Below are 26,855 nucleotides of genomic sequence, written 5' to 3' on the forward strand. Positions count from 1 at the left end.
ACGTGAGCATCGACAAGCCCGAGATCGACTTCCCCGGCGGCGAGCCCCCGGCGGACCTCGAGATCAAGGACATCTGGGAGGGCGACGGACCCGTGGCGCAGGCGGGTCAGACCGTCACCGTGCACTACGTGGGTGTCGCCTTCTCCACCGGCGAGGAGTTCGACGCCAGCTGGAACCGCGGCGCCCCGTTCCGCTTCCCGCTGGGCGGCGGCCGGGTCATCAAGGGCTGGGACCAGGGCGTGCAGGGCATGAAGGTCGGCGGCCGTCGCCAGCTGACCATCCCGGCCCACCTCGCCTACGGCAACCAGAGCCCGACCCCGGCGATCAAGCCCGGCGAGACGCTGATCTTCGTCGTCGACCTGCTCGGCGTCTGATCCGACCTCGTCGGGGTCCGATCGGTACGGATGCGATCGGACGTGACCGCCTCGGGGCCCATGCCCGTCCGGGCATGGGCCCTCGGCTTTTGCCAGGCCACCGCGGGGCGGTACGGTCACGGTCGTAAGCATCACAAGGAGGCGAAGGGCGTCGATGGCCATTGCCAAGGCCGAGCGGCTGATGAACCTGGCGCTGTGTCTGCTCGGCACCCGCCGGCCGCTCAGCAAGCGCGAGCTGCGCGAGTCCATCGAGGCCTACGTCGAGGCGTTCGGACCCGAGCAGACCTCGCCCGGCTCCGACGACGCCTTCAACCGCATGTTCGAGCGGGACAAGGATGACCTGCGCGAGCTGGGCCTGGTCATCGAGACCGTCGAGAGCCTGGACGGCGAGATCGGCTACCTCGCCCGCCGCGACAGCAACCGCCTGCCGCCCATCACCCTGGACGCCGAGGAGGCCGCCGCCCTCGGGCTGGCCGCCAAGGTCTGGCAGCAGGCGAGGCTGGCCGGCGCCGCCAGCGGCGCCCTCCAGAAGCTGCGCGCCGCCGGACTGCCCGAGGACGTCGACCCCTACGAGGCGCACAGCGCCCTGGAGCCGCGCATCCCCGTGCACGAGGCGGCCTTCGAACCGCTGATGCTGGCCTGCCGCGACCGCCGTCCGGTCGTCTTCGACTACCGCAAGGCCACCGCCGCCCGCCCGGAGACCCGGCACGTCGAGCCGTGGGCCCTGGAGTGCTGGCGCGGCCACTGGTACCTCGCCGGGTTCGACCGGGACCGCGGCGCCGAGCGCGTCTTCCGGCTCTCCCGGATCACCGGCAAGGTGCGCTCGCGCGGGGCGCGGTTCACCGCCCCCGTGCCGGACGTCGTCACCGTCCGCGAGACCGTCGCGAGCTGGGCGGGGGAGACCGCCGACCGCTCCGCGCTGATCCGGCTGCGCGCGGACGCCGGATACCCCTTGCGGGCGAAGGCCACCGCCGTCCGGGAACTCGGCGACGGGTGGGACGAGTTGTTGATTCCGTACGGGCACGGACTGGACGCCTGGCTGGTGGAGTTCGGACCGGACGTGGTGGTGCTGGAGCCGGCCGAGCTGCGGGCCGACGTGGTGGACCGGCTGCGCGCCGTCGCCAAGGGCTGAGGGGGAGCGGACAACACAGTGGCAGGCAAACCGGTCAGGCCCGTCAACGCCATCGACCAGACCCGGCGGATGCTCTCCCTGGTGACGTATCTGCGCGAGCGCCCCGGCGCCCGGATCGAGGACGTGGCCCGCGCCTTCGGCATCACCGAGGACGAACTGGTCTCCGACCTCGACGTGCTCCCCATGTGCGGCACCAGCTTCCGCGGCGGTGACCTGCTCGACATCGACACCGACGGTGAGCGCATCTGGTGGCACAACCCGGCCGCGCTCGGCGCCGACGCGGCCGAGCCGCTGCGCCTCGCCGCCGACGAGGCCACCGCGCTGCTCGTCGCCGCGCGGGCCGTGGCCACCCTGCCCGGCCTGCGCGAGAGCGACCGGCAGGCGCTGTTGCGGGCCACCGCCAAGGTGGAGACCGCGGCCGGCGAGGCGGCCGGCGCCAGCTCCCGGCTCTCGGTCACCTTCGAGTCCGAGGGCGGCGTCTTCGCCGACGTCGACCGGGCGATCTCCGAGCGGCGCCGCCTGTGGATCCGCTACTACTCACCGGCCCGCGACGAGGTCACCGAGCGCGAGATCGACCCGATCCGCCTGGTCAGCGTCGGGCACACCTACGTAGAGGCGTGGTGCCGCCGCTCCGAGGCCAGGCGCACCTTCCGGCTCGACCGGGTCGCCGAGATCAAGATCCTCGACGAGCCCTCCGAGCCGCCGCAGATCGAGCCGCGGGACCTGTCCCAGGCGCTGGTGCAGCCCGCCGCCGAGGACCCCGAGGTCGTGGTGGAGGTCGGCCCGGCGGGACGCTGGGTCGCCGAGTACTACCCGCACGACAGCGCCGAGGAACTCGCCGACGGCGGTCTGCGCATCACGCTGCGCACCCCCGACCCGGCCTCGCTCCGGCGCCTGGCGCTGCGCCTCGGGCGGGACGGCCGGATCGTCGCCCCGCCCGACCTGGCGGACAGTGCCCGGCAGGCGGCGCGCGAGGCACTCGCGGCGTACGAGGAGAGCGGTACGGCGGACGCGTACGGGCCGCCGGCCGTGCGGGTGGGAGACGCCGGAGACGACAGGCGGGAGCGGGGACGTTGAGCGAGTCGGCGGGGCCCGGGGCGACGGGCATGACGGTGGCGTCCGCGTTCGCCGGGATGCGGAGCGTGACGCCGGTGGTGTTCCGCGCGGGCTGCCCGGACTGCCGGGGCCGGTTCGAACTGGACGCGGGTGCCCTGCGGCTGGCCATCGGCGCCACGAGCCGTACGACGTTCTACTCGTTCACCTGCCCGGACTGCGGCGTCACCGTCCGCAAGCCGGCGGGGGAGCGGATCGTGGAACTGCTCACCGGCGGCGGCGTCCGGACGCTGCGGCTGCACGCCGCCGTCCAGGACGAGGCGGCCGTTTAGACCGCGGCGGCGGGACGGTCTAGGCTCGGCCGCATGTTCTGGCCGATGTTCGCGGTTGCCATGGGGTTCCTGGGTCTCGCCGTCCTCGGGGTGCTCGCCGTACGGGTGTTCGTGGAGGCGCAGCGGCTCGGCCGCCAGGTGGCCGAGTCGGCCCGCCGGATCGGGACGGCCGCCGAGGAGCTGGAGCACGCGGCGGCCCGCGCCGGCCGGTCCGCCCAGGCGCTGTGACCGGCACGGCGGACACCACCGGCGGGTTGTGGAGCGCCTGTGAGTCCCGCAGCGGACTCCTGTGACTTGCGTTTTGGGCCGCTTCGCCCTGTCGTCCCGCCGGAGGGGGCAGGTACGCTGCTGGTCGCGGACCGGAAAACGAGGCCCGGTCGCGGACGGGAGTACGCACAGGGATTGCCTCACGTTTACCCCTGAGCGTTACGATCGCTGCACAACACGGCCGTTCGGACACAAGTCCGGCCGGCCGGACAGCACCCCCACCCAGCCGCCTCGGTGAGAAGGTAAAGACTTATGTTCGGAAGGCTCGGCGCCCCCGAGATCATTCTCATCCTCGTCGTCATCATCCTGCTGTTCGGCGCGAAGAAGCTTCCCGACATGGCGCGTTCGCTCGGCAAGTCCGCGCGCATCCTCAAGAGCGAGGCCAAGGCGATGAAGGACGACAACAAGTCCGCCGCCCCCGCCGACCCGCCGGCCACCGGTGAGCAGGCCGCTTCGCAGCGCACCATCCAGGCCGCCCCGGGCGACGTCACCAGCTCCCGCCCGGTCACCGAGCCGACGGACACGACCAAGCGCTGACGCGGGGCCGGTGACCTCCGGCCCGCCCGCACGAGATGGGAACGTGGGTTGCTGAAGTCTGCCCGCAACAAGGAGAGGGATCCCGAGGGGCGGATGCCCCTCGCGGAGCACCTGCGTGAGCTTCGCAACCGGCTCGCGAAGGCCCTGCTGGCGATCGTCGCCATCACCGTCGTCGCCGCCTTCTTCTACAACGACATCATCAATCTCCTCACCCGGCCGATCCTCGACTCCGTCGGCTGTGAGAAGACGTTCGAGCAGTTGGCGAGGTCCACCTCGGACAAGCCCTGCGCGTCGATCACCATCAACGGTCTGCTCACGCCCTTCACCCTGGCGCTGAAGGTGTCCCTGATGGCCGGCGTCGTGTTCGCCTCCCCGGTCTGGCTGTACCAGCTGTGGGCCTTCGTCGCGCCCGGACTGCACCGGCACGAGAAGAAGTACGCCTACGCCTTCGTCGGCACCGGCGCCCCGCTGTTCCTCGTCGGCGCCTATTTCGCGTACAACGTCCTCCCCACCACGGCGGAGGTCCTGCTCGACTTCACCCCGGGCGGCACGACCAACCTGCTGCCGCTGGACGACCTGCTCGACCTCGTCCTGCGCATGGTGCTCGTCTTCGGGCTCTCCTTCGAGCTCCCACTGCTCCTGGTCTTCCTCAACCTCACGGGTGTGCTCACCGGCAAGCGGATGGCCGGCTGGTGGCGCGGGATGATCATGGGCATCACCCTCTTCGCGGCCATCGCCACGCCGAGCACCGACCCGCTGACCATGGTGCTGCTGGCCGGGCCGATCTGGGTGCTCTACTTCGCGGCCGTGGCCTTCTCCCTGCTGAACGACCGCCGCCGGCGCCGTCGGGAGGCCCTGGGCCCCGACGACGACGAGGCGTCCGAGCTGGACCTCACCCCCGAGGACATCGGCGAGATCGAGCCCGTCACCACCAGCCCGGCCCTGCCCGAGCAGTCCCGCACGGACCGGGTGAACGGCTACGACGACGTGACCTGAGCCGGGCCCGCGCGCCGCGCCCGCTGCCGGGCCCGCGCCGCGCCCGCTGCCGGGCGCGGGTCGCCCGGTGCGCGCCCGTGAGCTGCGACGACGCCGCTCGGCCGGGCCCCGATCCGGATAATGATCGTCCTGTTGTCGGTGCGGCCCGGTACGCTCGAAAGCACGATGACAGAGGATCTCTCACCGGCCGAGCGGTACGCGGCGGCCCGCAGGCGCGCCGCCGAGCAGGCCACCGCGCTCGGCGCCTTCCGCCAGATGTACGACTTCGGCCTCGACCCCTTCCAGATCGAGGCCTGCCAGGCGCTGGAGGCGGGCAAGGGCGTACTCGTGGCCGCGCCCACCGGCTCGGGCAAGACGATCGTCGGCGAGTTCGCCGTCCACCTCGCCCTGGAGCAGGGCAGGAAGTGCTTCTACACGACGCCCATCAAGGCGCTCTCCAACCAGAAGTACGCCGACCTGTGCCGCCGCTACGGCAACGACAAGGTGGGCCTGCTCACCGGCGACAACAGCGTGAACTCGGGAGCCCCGGTGGTCGTCATGACCACCGAGGTCCTGCGGAACATGCTGTACGCGGGCTCCCAGACCCTCACCGGCCTCGGCTACGTGGTCATGGACGAGGTGCACTACCTCTCCGACCGCTTCCGCGGCGCCGTCTGGGAGGAAGTGATCATCCACCTCCCCGAGTCGGTGACCCTGGTGTCGCTGTCGGCGACGGTCTCCAACGCCGAGGAGTTCGGGGACTGGCTCGACACCGTCCGCGGGGACACCGAGGTGATCGTCTCCGAGCACCGGCCCGTGCCGCTCTTCCAGCACGTCCTGGCCGGACGCCGGATGTACGACCTGTTCGAGGAGGGCGAGGACCGCAAGCGGGCCGTCAACCCGGATTTGACGCGCATGGCCCGCCTGGAAGCGAGCCGGCCCTCTTACCAGGACCGCAGGCGGGGACGGCACATGCGGGAGGCCGACCGGGAGCGGGAGCGCAGGCAGCGCACCCGGATCTGGACGCCGGGCCGGCCCGAGGTCATCGAGCGGCTCGACAGCGAGGGCCTGCTGCCCGCGATCACCTTCATCTTCAGCCGCGCCGGCTGCGAGTCCGCCGTCCAGCAGTGCCTGCACGCCGGGCTGCGGCTCAACAACGACGACGCCCGGCAGCGCGTACGCGCCCTGGTCGAGGAGCGCACCGCCTCCATCCCCGCCGAGGACCTGCACGTCCTGGGCTACTACGAGTGGCTGGAGGGCCTGGAGCGCGGCATCGCCGCCCACCACGCGGGCATGCTGCCGACCTTCAAGGAGGTCGTCGAGGAGCTGTTCGTGCGCGGCCTGGTCAAGGCCGTCTTCGCCACCGAGACCCTCGCCCTCGGGATCAACATGCCCGCCCGCTCGGTGGTGCTGGAGAAGCTCGTCAAGTGGAACGGCGAGCAGCACGCCGACATCACCCCCGGCGAGTTCACCCAGCTCACCGGCCGGGCCGGCCGCCGTGGCATCGACGTCGAGGGCCACGCCGTGGTGCTGTGGCAGCGGGGCATGAACCCGGAGCACCTCGCGGGGCTCGCGGGCACCCGCACCTACCCGCTGCGCTCCAGCTTCAAGCCGTCGTACAACATGGCGGTCAACCTGGTCGAGCAGTTCGGCCGGCACCGCTCCCGGGAACTGCTGGAGACCTCCTTCGCCCAGTTCCAGGCGGACAGGTCGGTCGTCGGCATCTCCCGGCAGGTGCAGCGCAACGAGGAGGGGCTGGAGGGCTACAAGGCCTCCATGACCTGCCACCTCGGTGACTTCGAGGAGTACGCGCGGCTGCGCCGCGAACTGAAGGACCGGGAGACCGAGCTGGCCCGGCAGGGGGTCGCGCAGCGGCGCGCGGAGGCCGCCGTCGCCCTGGAGAAGCTCAAGCCGGGCGACGTGATCCACGTCCCGACCGGCAAGTACGCGGGTCTCGCCCTGGTGCTCGATCCCGGCCTGGCCGCCGGGCGGTCCAACGGGCACCGCGGCTTCGAGCACCACGACGGGCCGCGTCCCCTGGTGCTGACCGCGGAGCGCCAGGTCAAGCGGCTGGCGTCGATCGACTTCCCGGTGCCCGTGGAGCCGCTGGAGCGGATGCGCATCCCCAGGACGTTCAATCCGCGCTCGCCGCAGTCCCGGCGGGACCTCGCCTCCGCTCTGCGGACCAAGGCCGGGCACATCCCGCCGGAGCGGGCCCGCAAGAAGCGGTCCCAGGCGGCCGACGACCGGGAGATCGCCCGGCTGCGCAAGGCGATCCGGGCGCACCCCTGCCACGGCTGCGACGACCGTGAGGACCACGCCCGCTGGGCGGAGCGCTACCACCGGCTGCGGCGTGACACCGCGCAGCTGGAGCACCGGATCGAGGGCCGCACCAACACCATCGCGCGTACCTTCGACCGGATCGTGGCCCTGCTGACGGAGCTGGACTACCTCCGCGGCGACGAGGTCACCGAACACGGCAAGCGGCTCGCCCGGCTCTACGGCGAGCTCGACCTGCTGGCCAGCGAGTGCCTGCGTGAGGGCGTCTGGGAGGGCCTGGGCCCGGCCGAGCTGGCCGCCTGCGTCTCGGCCCTGGTGTTCGAGTCCCGGGCGGCCGACGACGCGATGGCGCCCAAGGTGCCCTCGGGCAGGGCGAAGGCGGCGCTCGGCGAGACGGTCCGCATCTGGGGGCGTCTCGACGCCCTGGAGGAGGAGTTCCGGATCAGCCAGACCGAAGGGGTCGGGCAGCGCGAGCCGGATCTCGGGTTCGCCTGGGCCGCGTACATGTGGGCGTCCGGCAGGGGCCTCGACGAGGTGCTGCGGGAGGCGGAGATGCCGGCCGGTGACTTCGTGCGCTGGTGCAAGCAGGTGATCGACGTCCTCGGCCAGATCGCCGCCGCCGCGCCCGGGGACGGCTCGACGGTGCCGAAGAACGCCCGCAAGGCCGTCGAAGGGCTGCTGCGGGGCGTCGTCGCCTACTCGTCCGTGGGGTAGCGACCACCGGCCGTACGGCCTCCACGAAGGCGCCCGAGCGAGAGCCGCTCGGGCGCCTTCGTCCTGTCCGGGACCAACGCTTCACTCGTTACAGTGAGTGACAATCGCATGCTCGTGCGCGGATACTTTACGTGTTCGGACAGCTCCGCAGCGTGCAAATGGGACTGAGGCTACTCCCGTCCCGGTGCCGTTTCAGGTGCTTGCCGAATATGACACGACGTTGACCCGCCCGGACTAAGCTCGCCCGCAGCGCGCCGAGTTGAGGTGAATTCGCGCGTTTGTTCCCAATGTTCCGATGTTGCCGACCATTCCCTGCCATACCCCCCTGCCTGCTTCCCCGTCCCCGCCGATTCGTTCTCAGAGGGCCCTACATGGTGAGTGTTGAATCCCCTCCCGGTCACCGCCAACTTCCCTACGCACGCGTTTTGTTGCTGCCGGCCATACTGATGGCGGCGGCGACCGGGGCCGCCGTCGCCGTGGTGACGGAGCCGGCCCGGACCGCGGTCGGCCTGTGCGGCGCTCTGGCCACCTTCCTGGTGATTGTGACGGGCGCGGAGGCGGTCCGCCGGGGCCGCGCCCTGCGGGTCGCGCGCGCCGAGCACGCCCGTCACTCCGCGTATCTGGAGCGGCGGATCGCCGGGCACGACGAGGAGATGGCCCGCCTCGTCGACGAGGTTCTGCCGGCCGCGCTGCACTACATGCGGCGCGGGAACACCCCGCGCGAGGTGATGCTCCACCTCGGGGACCTCGACCCGTCCTGCGCCGACCTGCACGAGCCGCAGCGGCGGCTGATCCGCATGGTGATCGAGATCATCGACCACGAGGAGGCGCTGCGCGACTCGGCCGCCCGCTCCTTCGTCGACGTCGCCCGCCGCGTCCAGGCCATCGTCCACCAGCAGAACAAGGAACTGCGGGAGATGGAGGAGGACCACGGCCGCAACCCCGAGGTCTTCGACGACCTCCTGCGCATCGACCACGGCACCGCGCTGATCGGCCGCCTCGCCGACTCCGTCTCCGTCCTCGGCGGCGGCCGCCCCGGCCGTCAGTGGCCCCAGCCGGTCGCGCTGTACAGCGTGCTGCGCGGCGCCATGTCCCGCATCCTGGAGTACCGCCGCATCCACCTGGCCTCCATCGCCAAGGTCAACATCAAGGGCACCGCGGTCGAGCCGGTCATCCACGCCGCGGCGGAGCTGCTCGACAACGCCACCCGCTACTCCCCGCCGAACACCAAGGTCAACGTCACCGCGACCGAGGTGCAGACCGGGGTCGCCATCGAGATCGAGGACGCCGGCGTCAACCTCAGCGAGGAGTCCCGGCTGCGCATCGAGGGCATGCTGGAGGCGGCCAAGCGCGGCACCGACCTCCAGGACCTCGCGGGCAACCCGCGCCTCGGCCTGTCCGTCGTCGGACGCCTCTGCACGACGTACAACATGCAGGTCTCACTGCGCGCCTCCGCCTACGGCGGCGTCCGCGCCATCCTCGTCGTGCCGAGCACCATGATGACCACCGAGCCCGGCGTCGGACTCGCCCACGGCATCGGCGCCACGTCCATCCCGATGCCCGGCCCGGACGCGCTCCCCGGCCCCGCCCGCAAGCCCAAGAAGCGCCGCCCCACCAGCCCGCGCATCCCGGCCACCGTCTCCCTGGAGGACGACGTTCCCGAGGTGACCGAGTGGACGGCGGGCGGCCTGCCGCAGCGCCGCAGCCGCGTCAAGATGCCGCTCAGCCAGCGCCTCGCCGAACAGGCCGCCTACGAGCGGCAGGAAGCCGAGCGCGAGGCCCGCGAGGCCGCCGAACGCGCCCGCGACGCCCGCTGGGCGGCACCCGCGTCGCAGCCGGAGCCGGAGAAGGACGAGAAAGAGGAGCCGCCGCCGGGGATGTGGGTCGAGGCGTTCTGGGAGGGACTCAAGAGCGGCCCCGCCCCCGACGCGTGCACCCAGTCCCAGCCGCCCCATGAGCCGGCCCACGCCCCGGCCGACGACAAGGGAGACCTCAAGTGATCGAGCAGCAAGGCAAGTTCGACTGGATGCTCAGGGATCTCTACGACGGTGTGCCGGGCATCGAGATGATCGTGGTGCTCTCCGCCGACGGCCTGCGCATCGCCCGCTACTCCGGCGACCCGGACGCCGCCGACCGGGTGGCCGCCGCCTGCGCCGGACTCCAGAGCCTGGCCGGCGCGGTGGCCCACGAGATTCCGGGCAGCGACGGCCGGATGAAACTGGTCGTCATCGAGATCAACGGCGGCTACTTCTACCTCATGGCCGCGGGACCCAACGCCTATCTCGCGGTGCTCTCCGACATCACGTGCGAGCCCGGCCGGATGAGCAACCGCATGCAGGACCTGGTCGCCCGCATCGGCCCCCACCTGACCAGCCCCGCGCGGCGCAACGGGCAGACCGTATGACGCCTCCCCAGCGCCAGAGGCGATTCCCCGCCCAGGACCCGTCGGGCCGGCCCCCCGTGGAGAGGGCCCCCGTCCCGGGGAATCCCACGGGCAATCCCGAGCGGCTCTTCGTCATCGGCGGTGAGGCGGGCGGGGAGCGCGCGGACATCGACCTGGTCACGCTGATCGTGGCGCGTACCGAACCGCCGGCGTCGGCCACTCCCGAGCAGGCCGCCCTGCTCCGGCTCTGCGTCGCGCCCCTGTCCGTGGCGGAACTCTCGGCCTACCTGAGCCTGCCGTTCAGCGTGGTGACCGTCCTGCTCACCGAGATGCTGGCCGCGGAACTGGTACAGGCCCGCGCCCCGATCGTCCGGCAGAAGGTCGCCGACCGATCCCTCCTCGAAGCGGTGATGCATGGACTTCAAAGACTCTGACACCATTCCCGGCCCGCGGACGGAGGACCGGCTTCCGCACACCGCCGAGGCCGCCGTGAAGATCGTCATCGCGGGCGGCTTCGGCGTCGGCAAGACCACCATGGTCGGGTCGGTCAGCGAGATCAAACCGCTGACCACCGAAGAGACCATGACCCAGGCCGGCATCGGTGTCGACGACAACTACGGGTCCCCCTCCAAGACGGCGACCACCGTCGCCATGGACTTCGGCCGCATCAGCATCACCGACCAGCTCGTGCTGTACCTGTTCGGCACCCCTGGCCAGGAGCGGTTCTGGTTCCTGTGGAACGGGCTGTTCGAGGGGGCCCTCGGCGCGGTGGTGCTGGTCGACACCCGCCGGCTGGAGGTCAGCTTCGACGTGATGGGGCGGCTGGAGGAACGCGGGGTGCCGTTCGTGGTCGCCGTCAACTCCTTCCCGGACGCTCCCCGTTACCCGCTGTCCGAGCTGCGCACGGCCCTCGACCTCGCCGAGGAGATCCCGATCATGGAGTGCGACGTGCGCCGCAGGGCCTCCAGCCGCGACGTCCTGATGACCCTGATGCGCTTCCTGCACTCCCTCGCCATGACGGGCGCGCTCACCTGACCGCCGCCGCCCGCCGGCCCCACTCACCTGCCCCACCTTCAGTCCCGGAGCGACCACTGTGACGTCTGAAACCCACTCCCTGACCGGAACGGGCGAGCCCGCGCCCGGTCCGCCCCCCGGCTGCCCCGCGCATGGCCTCGGACCCGGCGGGCTGCACCGGCTCCACGAGTCCGAGGACCTGGACGAGCTGTACGAGCGGCTGCGGGACCAGCACGGGCCGGTGGCGCCCGCGCTGATCCACGACGACGTGCCGGTGTGGGTGGTCCTCGGGCACGCCGAGAACCTGCACATGGTGAGCACGCCCGCGCAGTTCTGCCGGGACAGCCGGATCTGGACGCCGTGGAAGGAGGGCATGGTCAAGCCCGATCACCCCCTGATGCCGCACATCGCCTGGCAGCCCATCGCCTCCCACGTCGAGGGCGACGAGCACAAGCGGCTGCGCGGCGCGGTCTCCGGCGCCATCTCCACGATCGACTTCCGCAGCCTGCGCCGGCATATCAGGCGGCACACCCAGCGGCTGGTCAACCGGTTCTGCGAGGAGGGCCGGGCCGACCTGGTCGGCCAGTTCGCCGAGCATCTGCCGATGGCGGTGATGTGCGAGATCCTCGGCATGCCGGACGAGTACGACGACCGGCTGGTGGAGGCCGCCCGCGACGCGCTCAAGGGCACCGACACCGCCATCGCCAGCCACACCCACGTCATGGAGGTCCTCGGCCGGCACACCGCGCGCCGGCGCGCCGAGCCCGGCGAGGACCTCACCAGCCACCTCCTCAGCCACCCGGCCGAGCTGACCGAGGACGAGGTCCGGGAGCACCTGCGGCTGATCCTGTTCGCCGCCTACGAGAACACGGCGAACCTCATCTCCAACGTGCTGCGCGTGGTCCTGACCGACCCGGGGTTCCGCGCCCAGCTCAGCGGCGGCCAGATGACGGTGCCCGAGGCGGTGGAGCAGTCCCTGTGGGACGAGCCGCCGTTCAGCACGATCTTCGCGTACTTCGCCAAGCAGGAGACGGAGCTGGGCGGCCAGCGCATCCGGGCCGGCGACGGTCTGCTGCTCGGCATCGCGCCGGGCAACGTGGACCCGCGCATCCGGCCCGACCTGTCCGCCAACATGCAGGGCAACCGTTCCCACCTGGCCTTCGGCGGCGGCCCGCACGAGTGCCCCGGTCAGGACATCGGCCGTGCCATCGCCGACTCCGGGGTCGACGCGCTGCTGATGCGGCTGCCGGACGTCCAGCTCGACTGCGACGAGGACGAGCTGCGCTGGCGGTCCTCGATCGCCTCCCGGCACCTGGTGGAGCTGCCGGTGCGGTTCGAGCCCAAACCGCCCCAGGATGTGACGCAGGCGCCGAGTCACGCCCCGGCCGGGGCGCAGCGGACCGGCTGGCACGTCGGCCCTCCGCTGCCGCTGCCGGTGGGGGACTCGCAGCCGTCGCCCGTCGTCACACCGCCGGTGCCGCCCGTCGCGGGTCCTGCCGGGCCCGGCGCCGTCGCGGAGCCGCCCCGTCCGCTCGGTGCGTGGCGGCGTCTGGTGCGCTGGTGGCGTGGGTACTGACCGCGGCCGGTCCCGTCACCGGCCGGCGGCCCAGTCCGGGTAGGAGGTCCAGGCGGCGAGGGCGCGGGTACTGCGGAAGCGGTGCTCGCGGCCGGTGAGCGGGTCGGTGAACGCCAGTTCGCGGGCGAGGAGCTGGAGCGGGCGCCGGAAGTCACCGGCCGGGACCGGGCCGGTGACCTCGGGGTAGAGCGGGTCACCGAGGATCGGGACGCCGAGGGCGGCCATGTGGACGCGGAGCTGGTGGGTCTGCCCGGTGGCGGGGGTCAGCCGGTACCGGGCGAGTGCGGGGTCCGGCGTCGCCCCGGGCCCCGGGGGCAGCGCCGGGCCGGGCACGGGTCCCGGGCGGTGGTCGAGCAGCTCGACGCGGCTGACGGCGTTCGGTTCGCCCTCGGTCTCGCGGGCGGTGAGCACCCCGCGTTCCTTCACGATCCGGCTCCGCACGGTGCGGGGCAGGGGGAGGGCGGGATCGTACGGGGCGACGGCCTCGTACGTCTTGTGGACCCGGCGGTCGCGGAAGAGAGTCTGGTAGGCGCCGCGCTCCGCGGGGCGCACGGTGAACAGGACCAGGCCGGCGGTGAGCCGGTCCAGGCGGTGCGCGGCGGTGAGCGTCGGGACGCCCAGCTCCCGGCGCAGCCGGGCCAGGGCCGTCTGCGTGACGTGTCCGCCGCGGGGGGTGGTGGCCAGGAAGTGCGGCTTGTCGGCGACCACGATGTGCTCGTCGCGGTAGTGGACGAGGAGCGGGAAGGGGACCGGGACCTCGGGAGGCAGCCGGCGGTGGAACCAGACGTACGCACCGGGCCGGTACGGGGCGTCGGCCGGCACCGGCCGGCCGTCGGCGCCGACCACCAGGCCCGCGTCGAACAGCTCCGCGACCGTCCCCTCGGGGGCGCCGGAGAGCCGTTCGGCGAGATAATCGCGGACCGTGGCCCAGGGGCCCTCGGCGGGCAGCCGCACGCGTACCGGGTCGACCCCGTCGCGCTGGGGGAGCGGGGAGGGCGGTGGCGGGGTGCGGCGTCTCATCGTCGGCCAGGGTACGAGGCCGCGCCGGGCGCCGGAAAACCGCTGTCCGGCGGCGCGGCCCGCTGCCAGGATGCCGGGCATGCCCTACCTGACGCGACCGGTCCTGGCGGCCGGAACCCTGTGCCGTACCGTCCAGCCCACCCTCGCCACCGGCGACGGACTCTCGCTGCGGCCCTGGCGGGAGGAGGACGCCCCGGCGGTCTTCGACGCCTTCCAGGACCCGGTGATGCGCCAGTGGCACCTCCGGGCCGCCGACTCCGTGGACGAGGTGCGCGGCTGGATCGCCGAGTGGCAGCGAGGGTGGGCGGGGGAGCGGAACGCGCAGTGGGCCGTCGTCGACGCGGCCGGCGGCCGGCTGCTCGGCCGGGTGGCCCTGCGCGAGATCGTGCTCGCCGACGGGGTGGCCGAGGTGGCCTACTGGACCGTGGCGGCGGCCCGGCGGCAGGGGGTCGCCGCGCGGGCCGCGACGGCACTCGCCCGCTGGGCACTGGACGAGGTCGGCTTCCACCGGCTGGAGCTGAGCCACGCCGTCGCGAACGTGGCGTCCTGCCGGGTCGCGGAACGTGCCGGGTTCGCCGCCGAGGGGATCAAGCGCGGCGCGCTGCTGCACGCCGACGGCTGGCACGACATGCATCTGCACGCCCGCCTGCGAGGGGACGGAGACCGGGCCCGGCCGGGAGGGCAGTGAGCCCGGCAGGCCAGGAAGGGGACCGAGCGCCCGTCCGCGCGACGCCACCGGGCCGGCCGGCCGAGGTGCGGGCGTGGGCCAGCCGGGCCGGCGCCGAGTGCCTCGCCCCTGTGGTGAGGGTGCCGTCGCGTCGGGGTGGCGTGGAGGGGGTGAGGTGCCGTGCTCGGGGCTTCGCTGTGCTCGGGGCCGTCGGCCTCGGTGCACGGACCGGAGGCGGTGCGGCCGGTGGTCAGGTCACGCGGCGGAGGCGGTGGTGCCGCCTTCCTGTTCGGCCTCGACCTGGGCGTTCCACTCGCGCTCGGTGGGCTGCCAGCCGTCCTCGTCCGGGCCGGCGCCGGGTTCCTCGTGCCTCGCCCCTGTGGTGAGGGTGCCGTCGCGCCGGGGTGGCGTGGAGGGGGTGAGGTGCCGTGCTCGGGGCTTCGCTGTGCTCGGGGCCGTCGGCCTCGGTGCACGGACCGGAGGCGGTGCGGCCGGTGGTCAGGTCACGCGGCGGAGGCGGTGGTGCCGCCTTCCTGTTCGGCCTCGACCTGGGCGTTCCACTCGCGCTTGGAGGACTGCCAGCCGTCCTCGTTGTGGCCGAGCCGCCAGTAGCCGGAGATGGACAGGTCCTCGCGGGGGTACTGCCGCTCGACCCGCAGCAGCCTGCGCAGTTCCTTCACGCAGCCCGCCTCGCCGTGCACGAAGGCGTGCACCCGGCCCTCAGGGAAGTCCAGGCCGCGCACGGCCTCCACCAGCGCCTCGCCGACGGGCCGGTCACCGCGGTGCAGCCAGACGACCTCCACGTCGGAGTCGATCTTCTGCTCCTCCTCCGGGCCCGCGACCTCGACGAAGGCGTGGACCCGGGCGCCGTCCGGCAGCGCCTCCAGCGAGCGGGCGATCGCGGGCAGCGCGCTCTCGTCACCGGCCAGCAGATGCCAGTCGGCGGCCGGGTCGGGGGCGTAGGCGCCGCCGGGGCCCATGAAGCGGATGGTCGCGCCGGGCTGGACGTCCCGCGCCCAGGGGCCGGCCAGGCCCTCGTCGCCGTGGACGACGAAGTCCAGGGTCAGCTCCCGCAGCTCTGCGTCCCAGTGCCGCACGGTGTAGGTCCGGGTCACCGGCCACTGCTCGCGCGGGAACTCCTCGCGGATGCGCTCCATGTCGAAGGGCTCGGGGTAGGTGGCGCCGCCGGACGGGAAGAGGAGCTTCACGTAGTGGTCGGTGCAGGTGTCCGCCGAGAAGGCGGCGAGCCCCTCGCCGCCGAGGACCACCCGCTGCATGTGCGGGGTGAGCCGCTCGGTGCGGACGACCTGTGCGGTGTGCGGCTTCCGCGGCTTGCGTCCCGGTCGGTCTGCCATGACGCCTCCCAAATCACGAGTTAGGTTTGCCTAAGTTAGCATTCCCTCCCCTGTGAGACACCTCATGAACGAGAGGTTCATGAGTCTTTCGCCTCCCTCCGGACCGGCACAGTACGGCTTCCCCGGGCGGGGGCGCCGATGCGCGCACCGGCGCGGCGGGTTCCCGCGGGCGGGCTCTCAGGAGGAGAGCGTGGCCAGGAGACGCTCCAGGGAGCCGCCCAGACCCCAGCGGGCCGTCAGCGCGCCGAGGGCCGCCGGGTCGCGGGGGGTGTGCGGCAGGGCCGTGTCCACGTCCGGCAGCGGCACGTCGGCCGCGACCCGGACCACCGTCGGGGCCACCGCCAGGTAGGGCCGCGCCTCGTGCAGGCGGCGGCGCTGGGTGGGGGTGAGCTTCGCGGCCGGGTCGTCGGCGGCGGCCAGGATGCCGGCGAGGTCGCCGAACTGCGCGAGCAGCTTCGCCGCCGTCTTCTCACCGATACCGGGGACCCCGGGCAGGCCGTCGCTCGGATCGCCGCGCAGCAGGGCCAGGTCGGCGTAGCCGGGGCCGTCGACGCCGTACTTCTCCCGCAGGAACGCCTCGTCGGTGACCTGGAGGGTGCCGACGCCCTTGACCGGGTAGAGCACCCGCACGCCGCGGGCGTCGTCGACGAGCTGATACAGGTCGCGGTCGCCGGTGACGATGTCGACGGGGCCGCCCGCCCGCGCGGTGTACGTGCCGATGACGTCGTCCGCCTCGTACTCCGGGACGCCGACGCGGGCGATGCCGAGCGCGTCGAGCACCTCCTCGATCACCGGGACCTGCGGGGAGAGGGTGTCGGGCACCTCCTCCTCGTCCGGGCCGGCCGGGCGCTCGGCGGCGACGCGGTGCGCCTTGTAGGAGGGGATCAGCTCCACGCGCCAGGCCGGACGCCAGTCGGCGTCCATGCAGGCGACCAGGTGGCCGGGCCGGTGGTCCTTCACCAGGCGGTCGATGAAGTCGAGCAGCCCGCGCACGGCGTTCACCGGCGTGCCGTCGGGGGCCCTGACGGAGTCCGGGACGCCGAAGTAGGCCCGGAAGTAGAGGGAAGCGGTGTCGAGGAGCATGAGTCGTCCGGTCACGCACCGCATCATGCCGCAGCCGGCGGCCGGGCGCGGGCCCGCCTTCCGTACGGGTCCGGCCTGCCGCAGGCGGACCGGGCGGGCACGCAGGGTGACTGACACGAGTCGTACAAGTGACGCAAGTCACACTTGTGTTTGGCCTGTAAGGATCGGGGCAGGTGCGCCTCCAGGTCAGCGCTGGTTGAAAAGTTCAACTGTTAGCCAGTCTTCGGACCTTGCCCCTGTCCCCGAGCCAAGAGGTAAGCGTGTCAGCCAGGCTTGAGGCCGAGCACCTGTACAAGGTGTTCGGCAGAAAACCCGACCAGGCAGTCGAACGACTGCGCCAGGGAACCGAGCGGGAGGAACTGCGCGCCGACGGCACCACGGCCGCCGTCATCGACGCCTCCTTCACCGTGGAACCCGGCGAGATCTTCGTCGTCATGGGCCTGTCCGGGTCCGGCAAGTCCACGCTGCTGCGCATGCTCAACGGCCTTCTGGAGCCGACCGACGGCCACGTCCGCTTCGGCGGCCAGGACCTGACGGAACTCGGCGCCCGGGGTCTGCGCGACGTCCGCTCCAAGAAGATCAGCATGGTCTTCCAGCACTTCGCGCTGTTCCCGCACCGCAGTGTCCGCGACAACGCCGCCTACGGCCTGGAAGTGCAGGGCGTGCCCCGCGCCGAGCGCGAACGCCGCGCCGACGAGGCGCTCGCCCTGTGCGGCCTGGCCGGCTGGGAGAAGTCCTGGCCCGACGAGCTGTCCGGCGGCATGCAGCAGCGCGTCGGCCTGGCCCGCGCCCTCGCCACCGACGCCGACCTGCTGCTGATGGACGAGTCCTTCAGCGCGCTCGACCCGCTGATCCGGCGCGACATGCAGGACCAGCTCCTCGAACTGCAGAAGACGCTGAAGAAGACCATCGTCTTCATCACCCACGACCTCAACGAGGCCATGCGCCTGGGCGACCGCATCGCCGTGATGCGCGACGGCCGCATCGTGCAGATCGGCACGGCGCAGGACATCCTGCTCCGCCCCGCCAACGACTACGTCGCCTCCTTCACCCAGGACGTCGACCGCTCCCGCGTGCTCACCGCCGGCGCCGTCATGGAGACCGAGGTGCGCGGCGACGAGGCCGACTGCGGCTGCGAGACCGCCACCCCGGAGACGTCGTTCACCGAGCTGTGCGCGATCAGCGCGCGGGTGCCGCACCCCGTGGCCGTGCTGAGGGACGGCCGCCTCGTCGGCGTGGTCCCGCGCCAGCGTCTGGTGGGCTTCCTCGGCGACGAGCCGGCCGACCCCGGCACCTGTGACTCACCGCGGGACAAGGGCGGGGAGAAGGTGATGGCCCGTGCCTAGGATCCCGCTCGGCGACTGGGTCAACGACGCGGTCGAATGGCTGCGCACCCACATCTCCTGGCTCTTCGACTTCTTCAAAACGGTCTTCACCGGCACCTACGACGGCATCGACGCCGTCCTCCAGGCGCCGCAGCCGCTGCTGCTCGCCGGCATCTTCGCCGTGCTGGCCTTCTGGCTGCGCGGCACGCTCGCCGGCGTCCTGACCTTCGTGGGCTTCGCGTTCATCGACTCCATGGAGCTGTGGGAGGACGCGATGGTCACCCTGTCGCTCCTCCTGGTGGCCACGATCATCGCCCTGGTCATCTCCGTCCCGGTGGGCATCTGGGCCGCCCGCTCGGACCGGGTCAGCTCCCTCGTCCGGCCGGTGCTGGACTTCATGCAGACGCTGCCCGCGATGGTCTACCTGATCCCGGCGCTGCTCTTCTTCGGCACCGGCGCCCCCGCCGGCATCGTCGCCACCCTGGTCTTCGCGCTCGCCCCGGGCGTGCGCATGACCGAACTCGGCATCCGCCAGGTCGACAAGGAACTGGTCGAGGCGGCCGAGGCGTTCGGCACCACCCCGCGCAACACCCTGCTCCGCGTCCAGCTCCCGCTGGCGCTGCCCACCGTGATGGCGGGCGTCAACCAGGTCATCATGCTCGGCCTGTCCATGGCGGCCATCGCCGGCATGGTCGGCACCGGCGGCCTCGGCGGCTCCGTCAACCAGGCCATCGGCCAGCTCGACGTCGGTCTCGGCGCCGAGTCCGGGATCGCCATCGTCATCCTCGCGATCTACCTCGACCGCATGACCAGCGCCCTCGGCACCCAGGTGTCGCCGCTCGGCCGGCGTGCCGCCGCCCGGGCCCGTGCCGCGGGCGGCCTGAAGATCTGGTCGTACCGACCGCGTCCGCAGGTCGCCGTGGTCGGCGTCGTGATCCTCGCGCTGGTGGCCGGCGGCATGGGCGTGTTCGGCGGCTCCGGCGACTCCGCGTCCGTCGCGGGCGGCAAGAACGTCGGCGAGGGCAAGAAGGTCACCCTCGGTTATGTCCCGTGGGACGAGGGCGTCGCCTCCACCTTCCTCTGGAAGGAGCTGCTGGAGGAGCGCGGTTACGAGGTCGAGGCCAAGCAGTTCGACGCCGGGCCGCTCTACACCGCCCTCGCGCAGGGCGACATCGACATCGTCACCAACTCCTGGCTGCCGACCACGCACGCGCAGTACTGGAAGAAGTACGGCGCGAAGCTGGACGACCTCGGCTCCTGGTACGACGAGACGACGCTGGAGCTGACCGTCCCCTCGTACATGAAGGACGTCGACTCCCTGGCGGACCTCAAGGGCAGGGCCGACGAGTTCGGCGGGAAGATCACCGGCATCGAGGCCGGCGCCGGTGAGATGGCCCTGCTGAAGAGCAAGGTCCTCAAGGCGTACGGCCTGGACAAGGAGTACCAGGTCGTCGACAGCTCCACCCCGGCGATGCTCACCGAGCTGAAGCGGGCCTACGGCCGGAAGAAGCCGATCGTCGTCACGCTCTGGTCGCCGCACTGGGCGTACAACGACTTCGACCTGAAGAAGCTGAAGGACCCCAAGGGCGCCTGGGGCTCCGGCGACGGGGTGCACACGCTCTCCCGCAAGGGCCTCGCCGACGACGACCCCACCCTCACCCGGTGGATGAAGGACTTCGAGCTGGACGAGAAGCAGCTCACCAGTCTCGAAGCGGAGATCAACAAGGTCGGCAAGGGCAAGCAGCAGGACGCCGTCAGGACCTGGCTGAAGAAGAACCCCGGCCTCGTCGACAAGCTCGCCCCGGCCGCGTCCGGCTCCGGCGCCAAGCCGGCGGAGGCCGGGCAGCCGCTGGACGTGGCCTGGTTCCCCTGGGACGAGGACGTCGCCGTGACCTACCTCTGGAAGAACGTCCTGGAGAAGCGCGGCTACCGGCTGAACCTCAAGCAGATGGACGTCGGCCCGGTCTACACCGGCCTCGCCTCGGGCGACATCGACCTCAACTTCGACGCCTGGCTGCCGCACGCCCAGTCCAACTACTGGGAGAAGAGCAAGGAGAACCTCGCGGACCTGGGCAGCTGGTACGAACCGACCTCGCTGGAGGTCGCCGTGCCCTCCTACGTCAAGGACGTCAGGTCCATGGCGGACCTCAAGGGCAAGGCCGACCTCTTCGACGGGAAGATCATCGGCATCGAACCGGGCACCGGCGAGATGAACCTGCTCAAGAACAAGGTCCTGCCCGGCTACGGCCTGGACGAGGAGTACGAGGTCGTCGACGGCTCCACCCCGGCGATGCTCACCGAGCTGAAGCGCGCCTACGCCAAGAAGGAGCCGGTCGCCGTCGTCCTGTGGTCGCCGCACTGGGCGTACAGCGACTACGAGCTGACCAAGCTCGCCGACCCGGAGAAGTACTGGGGCGAGAACAACAAGATCCACACGATCGCGCACAAGGACTTCCCGGACGAGTACCCGCAGCTCACCGAGTGGATCAGGAACTTCCACCTGAGCGAGGACGAGCTGGGCGGACTGGAGAGCGAGATCAAGGACCGCGGCCAGGGCCACGAGGAGGAAGCGGTCGCCGCCTGGCTGAAGGAGAACCCCGGGGTCGCCGACCGGATGACCGCGGCCTGACCGCCCCCGTGACCGCCGCCCGGGGGGCGGGCCGCCCGCGCGCCGCACGCGCGCCGCGGTCCGCCCCCCGGGCCGTCCGCGCTCCGGGCCGGTCCGCACGGTCACGATTCGGACAACCGCGAAGCGCCGCACTCCCCGCCCGGGCAGGCCCCGCACGGGCCGCGCGGGCCCGCGGGGCGGCCGGGGACCGGGGCGGACCGGTGGCGCGGACCGGCGGGTCCGCGCCACGGGCGCGTGACATCGACGTGACGGCCGCGTGAAACGGTTTGCCGAACATGCGTAGGGTGCAGACAACTCAGCAAGGACTCCGCCGCGGACCCTGGACTCCCGGGCGGGACCGTGCCCGGGGAACGGCACCGGGGCGGCACCATGGAAACGACGGGTGAAGGAGGGAGCCGGAGCGATGGGCGACCACAAAGAACAGCCCCTTCGGGTGGGCGCGGCCGTCCGGCGGCGGCGCCGCGCGCTGGAGCTCACCCTCGCCGTCGTGGCCGAGCGCAGCGGCCTGTCGGTGCCGTTCCTCAGCCAGATCGAGAACGACCGGGCACGGCCCAGCACCGGCTCCCTGGAGAAGGTCGCCGACGCGCTGCGCACCACCGCCGTGGAGCTGCTCGCCGCCGCCGACCCCGCGTGCAGCGTGGACGTGGTCCGCGCCGAGGACGGCGAGCCGGGCCCCGACCCCCGGGTGCGCTCCCTGGTGCGCGGACACCACCAGATGCACGCCTCGGAGTTCACCGGCGACCACGACGCCGGCCGCGAACTGCAGTACCGCAACGACCAGTTGATGTACGTCGCCGAGGGCGCCGTGGAGATCGAGGCGGAGGGCCGGGCCTACCGGCTGGGCCGCGGGGACACGCTCTACCTCACCGGCGGGGTGCGGCACCGGTGGCGGGCCACCGTCCCGGACACCCGGCTGGTTGTCGTCGCGGTCGCCGAGCACATCGAGGCGGTCCGGGACCGGCCCGGCCGCTGACCCGCGTCAGCCGCCGTGCGCGGCCCGCGCGGGGAGCAGCTCCCCGGCGGCCACGCCCCGCACGGTCCCGGTGGCCGCCACGGCCCAGGCGACGGCCAGGACCCCGTACAGGGCTACGGCGAGACCCGTGCAGACGGTCAGCCCGGTGTGCCGGGCCAGGACCGTGGCGCCGGTGACGCAGGTGCCGACCGGGAAGGTGAACGACCACCAGGTCATCGAGAACCCGAGGCCCCGTCGCCGGGCCCGGACCAGGTGCGCCGTGGCCAGCGCCAGCCACAGCAGGGCGAAGCCCATGACCGGGACGCCGTAGAGGACGGTCAGCGCGGTGAGGCCGTCGCCGTAGGGGGCCGGGACGACGCCGGGGGCCGCGTCCGCGACGTTCCCGACGGCGGTGGTGGACTGGCCCAGCGGGCCCAGCACCAGGAACAGCGACGGGACCACCGCCGGCGGCAGCGGACCGCCGGTGAGCAGCCGGGCGAAGACCAGCGGCAGCATCAGCAGCGTCGCCAGCAGACTCGCCCCGAACAGCGCCAGGCAGCCCAGCAGCAGCGTCGCGCGCGGCTGCCCGGCCGGCAGGTGCGGCACCAGCAGCGGCCCCAGCGCCGCCGACACCATGGGCGCGACCAGCGGCAGCAGCCACGCGGGCGCCGCCTGCCCGGGCCCGGTCCGGTGGCGTACGGCCATCAGGTACGGGACGGCCACCGCCGCCGTCAGCGCCGCGGCCGTCCCGGCGGTGAACAGCACGGCGTCCACGGCGAGAGCCGCCCGCACCCCGATCCAGTCCCGGCCCACGGTCAGCGTGGCACCGCCCACCGCGAGCAGCGCCATCGCCAGGCAGCCGTAGAAGGGGGCCGCCGCGGGGTCGAGCAGCTGGACGCGGGCCCGGTCGCGGTGGTGGCGCCAGTGCAGGCACCGGGCGGCCAGCAGGGCCGCCAGCAGCAGGACGGAGAAGGCCCAGACGGCGGCGCAGACGGCCCGCAGACCCGGGGGCCGCCAGGGGAGCCCGGCTCCGGCGGAGGCGACGGCGGCGGTGCCCATGACACCGGCGTACCAGTTCGGCCCGAGTTCGCGGAGGGCGGGGAACCGCGCCGCGGACACGGGACGGCGGGGAGCGGGGGAGAGGCGGACTGCGGTGACCATGGTCCTACGGTCGCCCCGGGGGACGCCCCTGACCAGGGACCTTCTCCCTATGAGGGCATAAGCTGGGGTTATGAGCAGCGGGGAGAGCCGGACCGGCGGCGACGCGTCCGGGCGGTCGCACGCGGCGGGGCTGGCGCACCGGGTCCCGGACCTGGGCGCCCTGGAGCTGCTGCTGGCGGTGGCCCGGCTGGGCAGCCTGGGCGGCGCCGCCCGTGAGCTGGGCATCAGCCAGCCGGCGGCCAGCAGCCGCGTCCGGTCCATGGAACGGCAGCTCGGCGTGGCCCTGGTCGACCGGTCGCCGCGCGGCTCGCGGCTGACCGACGCCGGGGCACTGGTCACCGACTGGGCGCGGCGGATCGTGGAGGCGGCGGAGGCGTTCGACGCGGGGGCGCAGGCGTTGCGGGACCGGCGGGACTCGCGGCTGCGGGTGGCGGCGAGCATGACCATCGCGGAGTACCTGCTGCCCGGCTGGCTGGTGGCGCTGCGGGCGCAGCGGCCGGACACCGCGGTGTCGCTGCACGCCGGGAACTCCGCGGTGGTCGCCCAGCGGCTGCTGGCCGACGAGGCCGACCTGGGGTTCGTGGAGGGGGTGAGCGTGCCGGCCGGTCTGGACTCGGCGGTCATCGCCCACGACCGGCTGATCGTGGTGACGGCACCGACGCATCCATGGGCCCGGCGGCGGCGCCCGCTGGCCGCCCGGGAGCTGGCCGAGACCCCGCTGATCCTGCGCGAGAAGGGCTCCGGTACCCGGCAGGTGCTGGACGCGGCGCTCGGCGGGCTGGCCCGTCCGCTGATCGAGGTGTCGTCGACCACCGCGGTGAAGGCCGCCGCGGTCGGCGGCGCCGGCCCCGCCGTCCTCAGCGAACTCGCCCTGGGCGAGGAACTGGCGATGCGGCGGCTGGTGCGGGTCCCGCTCGACGGTGTCTCCCTCGCCCGCGACCTCCGGGCCGTCTGGCCGACGGGCCACCAGCCGGCGGGACCGGCCCGGCACCTGCTGTCCCTGACCCGGGCACAGCCGCGTACCTGACGGGGGCGGGCCGGACCCACGCGACCCGGTCGCGTACGCGGCACGCGGGGAGCGGTGCCGCGTAGGGTCCCATGGGTCTCAGCGGGCGGTGGCGGCCGTCACCAGGGCCCGCATCACCCGCTCGTCCTCGCCCATCTCCGGGTGCCACTGCACGCCCAGCACCCAGCCGCCGGCGGACGGCAGCTCCACCGCCTCCACCGTGCCGTCCGCCGCGTGCGCCGACGCGACCAGACCGGTGCCGAGCCGGTCCACGGCCTGGTGGTGGTACGTCGGCACCGGCGCCGTCTCCGGGACGATCCCGGCGTACCGCGTGCCCGGCACCGGCACGACCGGGTGACGGCCGACCACGCCGACCGCCCCGGTGTGGCCGTCGAGGTGCTGGACGAGGGTGCCGCCGAGGGCCACGTTCAGCAGCTGCATGCCGCGGCAGATGCCCAGCAGCGGCAGGCGGGCGGCGAGCGCCGCCTCGACCAGCGCCAGTTCCCAGGCGTCCCGGGCCCGGGCGGGCGGGCCGGTGCGCGGGTCCGGCTCGGCGCCGTAGCGGACCGGCTCCACGTCCGGGCCGCCCGCGACGACCAGGCCGTCCAGCCGGGCCACGGCCGCCGCGGCGTGCTCCGGGGCGTCCGGCGGGAGCATCGCCGCCAGCCCGCCCGCGCGCTGCACCAGCCGCGGATACCCGGCCGGCAGCAGCGCCGCCTCCAGCTCCCACACCCCCCAGCACACCCGGGGCTCCAGATACGTACTGACACCGATCAGCGGCCGGTCCGCCATCCGCGCTCCCGTCAATGGACTCACTCCGAACCTTTGCGCACCCTCACGTCAGGAATCCCCGCAGCAGCGCCGCCGTGCCCGCGCAGTGCTCCCGCATCACCGCCCGCGCCCCCGCCACGTCCCCGTCCAGCACCGCCGCCACCAGCGCGGTGTGCTGCCGCTGGGAGTGCTCCAGGTTCCGCACCAGCAGCGGGATGCAGTCCAGCAGCCCGTTCAGCCGCGCCCGCACCGCCGCGTACTGCCCGGCCAGCGACGGCGACCCGCACAGCTCCGCGAGGGTCAGGTGGAGCGCGGTGTCCACCCGGCGGTACTCGGCCAGCGGCGCGTCGCGCGTGCGGGCCAGCGCCGCCCGCAGCCGCTCCGCCGGCTCCCCGGCAGGCCCCCGCGCCGCGCACAGCTCCGCCGCGCCCACCTCCAGCACCTCCCGGAAGCGCAGCACGTCCTCCAGGTCGACCTCGGCGACCCGGCGCCGCAGCTCGTCCTCGCCCCGGGCGTCCGCGCCCGCCCGCACGAAGGTCCCGCCGTACCGCCCCCGCCGCGCCTCCACCAGCCCCTGGTCGTGCAGCACGCGCAGCACCTCGCGCAGCGTCACCCGGCTGATCCCCAGCCGCTCCGCCAGCTCCCGCTCGGCCGGCAGCCGCCCGCCCGCCGGGACCAGTCCCAGCCGGACGACCTGGAGGATCTGCTCCAGCGCCTCCTCGAAGCCGTTGCCCGCCCGCACCGGCCGGAGCACCGCGGCCAGCCGGTCCGCCCCCGTGCCCCCGGTCGCTCCCGGCATGCCGCCGCGCCCCCTTCCCAAGCAATGGTCCTGCGCCATACCTTATGGCTCCCGGCCCGACCAGGAAGCCCGAGGAGCCCCCGTGGCAGACCGCACGCCCCCGCTCGGTGTCGAAGAACTGCACGCCCTCGTCGCCGGCGGCGAGATCGACACCGTCGTCCTGGCCTTCCCGGACATGCAGGGGCGGCTCCAGGGCAAGCGGTTCGCCGCCCGCTTCTTCCTCGACGAGGTACTGCACCACGGCACCGAGGGCTGCGCCTACCTCCTCGCCGTCGACGCCGAGATGAACACCGTCGACGGCTACGCCATGTCCTCCTGGGACAGCGGCTACGGCGACTTCGCGATGCGCCCCGACCTCGCCACCCTGCGCCGGGTGCCCTGGCACCCCGGCACCGCGTTCGTCCACGCCGACCTCGCCTGGGAGGACGGCTCCCCGGTGACCGCCGCGCCCCGCCAGATCCTGCGCCGCCAGCTCGACCGCCTCGCCGCGCGCGGACTGACCGCCCAGGTCGGCACCGAGCTGGAGTTCATCGTCTTCAAGGACACCTACGAACAGGCCTGGGACGCGAACTACCGGGGTCTCACCCCGGCCAACCAGTACAACATCGACTACTCCGTCCTCGGCACCGGCCGTGTCGAGCCCCTGCTGCGCCGCCTCCGCAACGAGATGGCCGGCGCCGGCCTGACACCCGAGTCCGCCAAGGGCGAGTGCAACCCCGGCCAGCACGAGATCGCCTTCCGCTACGACGAGGCCCTGGTCACCTGCGACCAGCACGCCCTGTACAAGACGGGCGCCAAGGAGATCGCCGCCCAGGAGGGCCTCTCCCTCACCTTCATGGCCAAGTACGACGAGCGCGAGGGCAACTCCTGCCACATCCACCTCTCGCTCACCCACGCCGACGGGACCAGCGCCATGCCCGGCCCGGACGGCGGCATGTCCCCGCTGATGCGGCACTTCCTGGCCGGACAACTGGCCGCCCTGCGCGACTTCTCCCTCCTCTACGCCCCCCACATCAACTCCTACAAGCGGTTCCGGCCCGGCTCCTTCGCGCCCACCGCCGTCGCCTGGGGCCACGACAACCGCACCTGCGCCCTGCGCGTGGTCGGCCACGGCCGCTCCCTGCGCTTCGAGAACCGCCTCCCCGGCGGCGACGTCAACCCCTACCTCGCGGTCGCCGGCATGATCGCCGCCGGACTCCACGGCGTCGAGCGGGAACTCGAACTCCCCGACCCCTGCACGGGCAACGCCTACACCACCGGCTACGACCACGTCCCCGCCACCCTGCGCGAGGCCGCCGCGCTCTGGACGGACAGCCCCCTCGCCCGGACCGCCTTCGGGGACGACGTGGTCGACCACTACCGCACCATGGCCCGGGTCGAACTCGACGCCTTCGACACCGCGGTCACCGACTGGGAGCTGCGCCGCTCCTTCGAACGCATGTGAGGCCCC

At 73.1% G+C, this 26,855-nt stretch carries 25 protein-coding genes; 19 read left to right on the forward strand and 6 right to left on the reverse strand.

Going from position 1 to position 26,855, the window contains the following annotated elements:
* The first annotated feature begins 2 nt into the window (after positions 1–2).
* The 13 genes from Sdagh_RS01750 (at position 3) to Sdagh_RS01810 (ending at position 12,637) form a co-directional block, all read left to right on the forward strand.
* Complete coding sequence (locus Sdagh_RS01750; protein WP_189418682.1) at positions 3–374, forward strand: FKBP-type peptidyl-prolyl cis-trans isomerase; 372 nt, start codon at positions 3–5, stop codon at positions 372–374.
* A gap of 154 nt (positions 375–528) precedes the next feature.
* Entirely contained in the window at positions 529–1,506 is a 978-nt protein-coding gene (locus tag Sdagh_RS01755) for a helix-turn-helix transcriptional regulator (RefSeq protein ID WP_189418684.1), read from the forward strand.
* An 18-nt stretch (positions 1,507–1,524) separates the two neighbouring features.
* Positions 1,525–2,583 (forward strand): helix-turn-helix transcriptional regulator, encoded by a 1,059-nt coding sequence (locus Sdagh_RS01760; protein WP_189418686.1) that lies wholly within the window; start codon positions 1,525–1,527, stop codon positions 2,581–2,583.
* Complete coding sequence (locus tag Sdagh_RS01765) at positions 2,580–2,891, forward strand: hypothetical protein (protein WP_189418688.1); 312 nt, start codon at positions 2,580–2,582, stop codon at positions 2,889–2,891. The genes Sdagh_RS01760 and Sdagh_RS01765 overlap by 4 nt, the downstream gene beginning before the upstream one ends.
* Positions 2,892–2,924: 33 nt before the next feature.
* Complete coding sequence (locus tag Sdagh_RS01770; RefSeq protein ID WP_189418690.1) at positions 2,925–3,119, forward strand: hypothetical protein; 195 nt, start codon at positions 2,925–2,927, stop codon at positions 3,117–3,119.
* 291 nt (positions 3,120–3,410) lie between these two features.
* Positions 3,411–3,695, forward strand: coding sequence for a Sec-independent protein translocase subunit TatA (tatA, locus tag Sdagh_RS01775; protein WP_189418692.1), 285 nt, complete (start codon positions 3,411–3,413; stop codon positions 3,693–3,695).
* Between the two features lie 48 nt (positions 3,696–3,743).
* Positions 3,744–4,691, forward strand: a complete 948-nt coding sequence (gene tatC / locus Sdagh_RS01780; RefSeq protein WP_189418695.1) for a twin-arginine translocase subunit TatC — start codon at positions 3,744–3,746, stop codon at positions 4,689–4,691.
* A gap of 120 nt (positions 4,692–4,811) precedes the next feature.
* A complete protein-coding gene (locus Sdagh_RS01785; RefSeq protein WP_190078414.1) occupies positions 4,812–7,664 on the forward strand; it encodes a DEAD/DEAH box helicase in 2,853 nt (950 codons plus the stop codon).
* A 371-nt stretch (positions 7,665–8,035) separates the two neighbouring features.
* Complete coding sequence (locus tag Sdagh_RS01790) at positions 8,036–9,664, forward strand: sensor histidine kinase (protein WP_190078415.1); 1,629 nt, start codon at positions 8,036–8,038, stop codon at positions 9,662–9,664.
* 26 nt (positions 9,665–9,690) lie between these two features.
* Positions 9,691–10,068, forward strand: a complete 378-nt coding sequence (locus tag Sdagh_RS01795; RefSeq protein WP_370594959.1) for a roadblock/LC7 domain-containing protein — start codon at positions 9,691–9,693, stop codon at positions 10,066–10,068.
* Positions 10,065–10,481, forward strand: coding sequence for a DUF742 domain-containing protein (locus tag Sdagh_RS01800; protein ID WP_190078416.1), 417 nt, complete (start codon positions 10,065–10,067; stop codon positions 10,479–10,481). Before Sdagh_RS01795 ends, Sdagh_RS01800 begins: the two co-directional genes overlap by 4 nt.
* Complete coding sequence (locus Sdagh_RS01805) at positions 10,462–11,082, forward strand: GTP-binding protein (RefSeq protein WP_189418704.1); 621 nt, start codon at positions 10,462–10,464, stop codon at positions 11,080–11,082. Before Sdagh_RS01800 ends, Sdagh_RS01805 begins: the two co-directional genes overlap by 20 nt.
* A gap of 58 nt (positions 11,083–11,140) precedes the next feature.
* The gene (locus Sdagh_RS01810; RefSeq protein ID WP_189418705.1) at positions 11,141–12,637 is read left to right on the forward strand and encodes a cytochrome P450; all 1,497 of its coding nucleotides are present in this window, start codon (positions 11,141–11,143) and stop codon (positions 12,635–12,637) included.
* Between the two features lie 15 nt (positions 12,638–12,652).
* Here Sdagh_RS01810 and Sdagh_RS01815 read toward each other — a convergent pair whose 3' ends face one another.
* The gene (locus Sdagh_RS01815) at positions 12,653–13,657 is read right to left on the reverse strand and encodes an RluA family pseudouridine synthase (RefSeq protein WP_190078417.1); all 1,005 of its coding nucleotides are present in this window, start codon (positions 13,655–13,657) and stop codon (positions 12,653–12,655) included.
* 79 nt (positions 13,658–13,736) lie between these two features.
* Between Sdagh_RS01815 and Sdagh_RS01820 the strand changes: the two genes are divergently transcribed.
* The gene (locus Sdagh_RS01820) at positions 13,737–14,345 is read left to right on the forward strand and encodes a GNAT family N-acetyltransferase (protein ID WP_190009750.1); all 609 of its coding nucleotides are present in this window, start codon (positions 13,737–13,739) and stop codon (positions 14,343–14,345) included.
* A 482-nt stretch (positions 14,346–14,827) separates the two neighbouring features.
* Here the strand turns inward: Sdagh_RS01820 and Sdagh_RS01825 are convergent, their stop codons facing one another.
* A complete protein-coding gene (locus tag Sdagh_RS01825; RefSeq protein ID WP_189418709.1) occupies positions 14,828–15,679 on the reverse strand; it encodes a siderophore-interacting protein in 852 nt (283 codons plus the stop codon).
* A gap of 177 nt (positions 15,680–15,856) precedes the next feature.
* Entirely contained in the window at positions 15,857–16,786 is a 930-nt protein-coding gene (locus Sdagh_RS01830) for a 5'-3' exonuclease (protein WP_226534678.1), read from the reverse strand.
* A 236-nt stretch (positions 16,787–17,022) separates the two neighbouring features.
* Between Sdagh_RS01830 and Sdagh_RS01835 the strand changes: the two genes are divergently transcribed.
* From Sdagh_RS01835 to Sdagh_RS01845, 3 genes are all read left to right on the forward strand, one after another.
* The gene (locus Sdagh_RS01835) at positions 17,023–18,108 is read left to right on the forward strand and encodes a quaternary amine ABC transporter ATP-binding protein (protein WP_189418711.1); all 1,086 of its coding nucleotides are present in this window, start codon (positions 17,023–17,025) and stop codon (positions 18,106–18,108) included.
* Positions 18,101–20,716: an ABC transporter permease/substrate binding protein gene (locus Sdagh_RS01840; RefSeq protein WP_190009752.1), complete on the forward strand. Its 2,616-nt coding sequence runs from the start codon at positions 18,101–18,103 to the stop codon at positions 20,714–20,716. Before Sdagh_RS01835 ends, Sdagh_RS01840 begins: the two co-directional genes overlap by 8 nt.
* A 403-nt stretch (positions 20,717–21,119) precedes the next feature.
* A complete protein-coding gene (locus tag Sdagh_RS01845) occupies positions 21,120–21,689 on the forward strand; it encodes a helix-turn-helix domain-containing protein (RefSeq protein ID WP_189418716.1) in 570 nt (189 codons plus the stop codon).
* A gap of 6 nt (positions 21,690–21,695) precedes the next feature.
* Here the strand turns inward: Sdagh_RS01845 and Sdagh_RS01850 are convergent, their stop codons facing one another.
* The gene (locus tag Sdagh_RS01850) at positions 21,696–22,829 is read right to left on the reverse strand and encodes a TDT family transporter (RefSeq protein ID WP_190077580.1); all 1,134 of its coding nucleotides are present in this window, start codon (positions 22,827–22,829) and stop codon (positions 21,696–21,698) included.
* Between the two features lie 70 nt (positions 22,830–22,899).
* Between Sdagh_RS01850 and Sdagh_RS01855 the strand changes: the two genes are divergently transcribed.
* Positions 22,900–23,856: a LysR substrate-binding domain-containing protein gene (locus Sdagh_RS01855; RefSeq protein ID WP_189418720.1), complete on the forward strand. Its 957-nt coding sequence runs from the start codon at positions 22,900–22,902 to the stop codon at positions 23,854–23,856.
* 78 nt (positions 23,857–23,934) lie between these two features.
* Here Sdagh_RS01855 and Sdagh_RS01860 read toward each other — a convergent pair whose 3' ends face one another.
* Together Sdagh_RS01860 and Sdagh_RS01865 are read right to left on the reverse strand one after the other, a co-directional pair.
* Positions 23,935–24,627 (reverse strand): gamma-glutamyl-gamma-aminobutyrate hydrolase family protein, encoded by a 693-nt coding sequence (locus tag Sdagh_RS01860; RefSeq protein ID WP_189418723.1) that lies wholly within the window; start codon positions 24,625–24,627, stop codon positions 23,935–23,937.
* Between the two features lie 43 nt (positions 24,628–24,670).
* Positions 24,671–25,405 carry a FadR/GntR family transcriptional regulator gene (locus tag Sdagh_RS01865; RefSeq protein WP_189418725.1) on the reverse strand — a complete coding sequence of 245 codons (735 nt, stop codon included), beginning with the start codon at positions 25,403–25,405 and terminating at the stop codon, positions 24,671–24,673.
* A gap of 82 nt (positions 25,406–25,487) precedes the next feature.
* Here Sdagh_RS01865 and Sdagh_RS01870 point away from each other — a divergent pair, with 82 nt between their 5' ends.
* Complete coding sequence (locus Sdagh_RS01870; RefSeq protein ID WP_189418727.1) at positions 25,488–26,849, forward strand: glutamine synthetase family protein; 1,362 nt, start codon at positions 25,488–25,490, stop codon at positions 26,847–26,849.
* The last annotated feature ends 6 nt before the right edge of the window (positions 26,850–26,855 follow it).

It is taken from the genome of Streptomyces daghestanicus (genome assembly GCF_020521275.1).
Taxonomy (GTDB): domain Bacteria; phylum Actinomycetota; class Actinomycetes; order Streptomycetales; family Streptomycetaceae; genus Streptomyces; species Streptomyces griseoviridis.

Excerpts from the sequence above, each read along its gene's own strand:
- Sdagh_RS01755 (WP_189418684.1), top strand. The coding sequence starts at position 529 with ATGGCCATTGCCAAGGCCGAGCGGCTGATGAACCTGGCGCTGTGTCTG.
- Sdagh_RS01770 (WP_189418690.1), top strand. The coding sequence starts at position 2,925 with ATGTTCTGGCCGATGTTCGCGGTTGCCATGGGGTTCCTGGGTCTCGCC.
- tatA (WP_189418692.1), top strand. The coding sequence starts at position 3,411 with ATGTTCGGAAGGCTCGGCGCCCCCGAGATCATTCTCATCCTCGTCGTC.
- Sdagh_RS01785 (WP_190078414.1), top strand. The coding sequence starts at position 4,812 with ATGATCGTCCTGTTGTCGGTGCGGCCCGGTACGCTCGAAAGCACGATG.
- Sdagh_RS01790 (WP_190078415.1), top strand. The coding sequence starts at position 8,036 with ATGGTGAGTGTTGAATCCCCTCCCGGTCACCGCCAACTTCCCTACGCA.
- Sdagh_RS01795 (WP_370594959.1), top strand. The coding sequence starts at position 9,691 with ATGCTCAGGGATCTCTACGACGGTGTGCCGGGCATCGAGATGATCGTG.
- Sdagh_RS01800 (WP_190078416.1), top strand. The coding sequence starts at position 10,065 with ATGACGCCTCCCCAGCGCCAGAGGCGATTCCCCGCCCAGGACCCGTCG.
- Sdagh_RS01805 (WP_189418704.1), top strand. The coding sequence starts at position 10,462 with ATGGACTTCAAAGACTCTGACACCATTCCCGGCCCGCGGACGGAGGAC.
- Sdagh_RS01815 (WP_190078417.1), bottom strand. The coding sequence starts at position 13,657 with ATGAGACGCCGCACCCCGCCACCGCCCTCCCCGCTCCCCCAGCGCGAC.
- Sdagh_RS01820 (WP_190009750.1), top strand. The coding sequence starts at position 13,737 with ATGCCCTACCTGACGCGACCGGTCCTGGCGGCCGGAACCCTGTGCCGT.
- Sdagh_RS01825 (WP_189418709.1), bottom strand. The coding sequence starts at position 15,679 with ATGGCAGACCGACCGGGACGCAAGCCGCGGAAGCCGCACACCGCACAG.
- Sdagh_RS01830 (WP_226534678.1), bottom strand. The coding sequence starts at position 16,786 with ATGCGGTGCGTGACCGGACGACTCATGCTCCTCGACACCGCTTCCCTC.
- Sdagh_RS01845 (WP_189418716.1), top strand. The coding sequence starts at position 21,120 with ATGGGCGACCACAAAGAACAGCCCCTTCGGGTGGGCGCGGCCGTCCGG.
- Sdagh_RS01850 (WP_190077580.1), bottom strand. The coding sequence starts at position 22,829 with ATGGTCACCGCAGTCCGCCTCTCCCCCGCTCCCCGCCGTCCCGTGTCC.
- Sdagh_RS01855 (WP_189418720.1), top strand. The coding sequence starts at position 22,900 with ATGAGCAGCGGGGAGAGCCGGACCGGCGGCGACGCGTCCGGGCGGTCG.
- Sdagh_RS01860 (WP_189418723.1), bottom strand. The coding sequence starts at position 24,627 with ATGGCGGACCGGCCGCTGATCGGTGTCAGTACGTATCTGGAGCCCCGG.
- Sdagh_RS01865 (WP_189418725.1), bottom strand. The coding sequence starts at position 25,405 with ATGCCGGGAGCGACCGGGGGCACGGGGGCGGACCGGCTGGCCGCGGTG.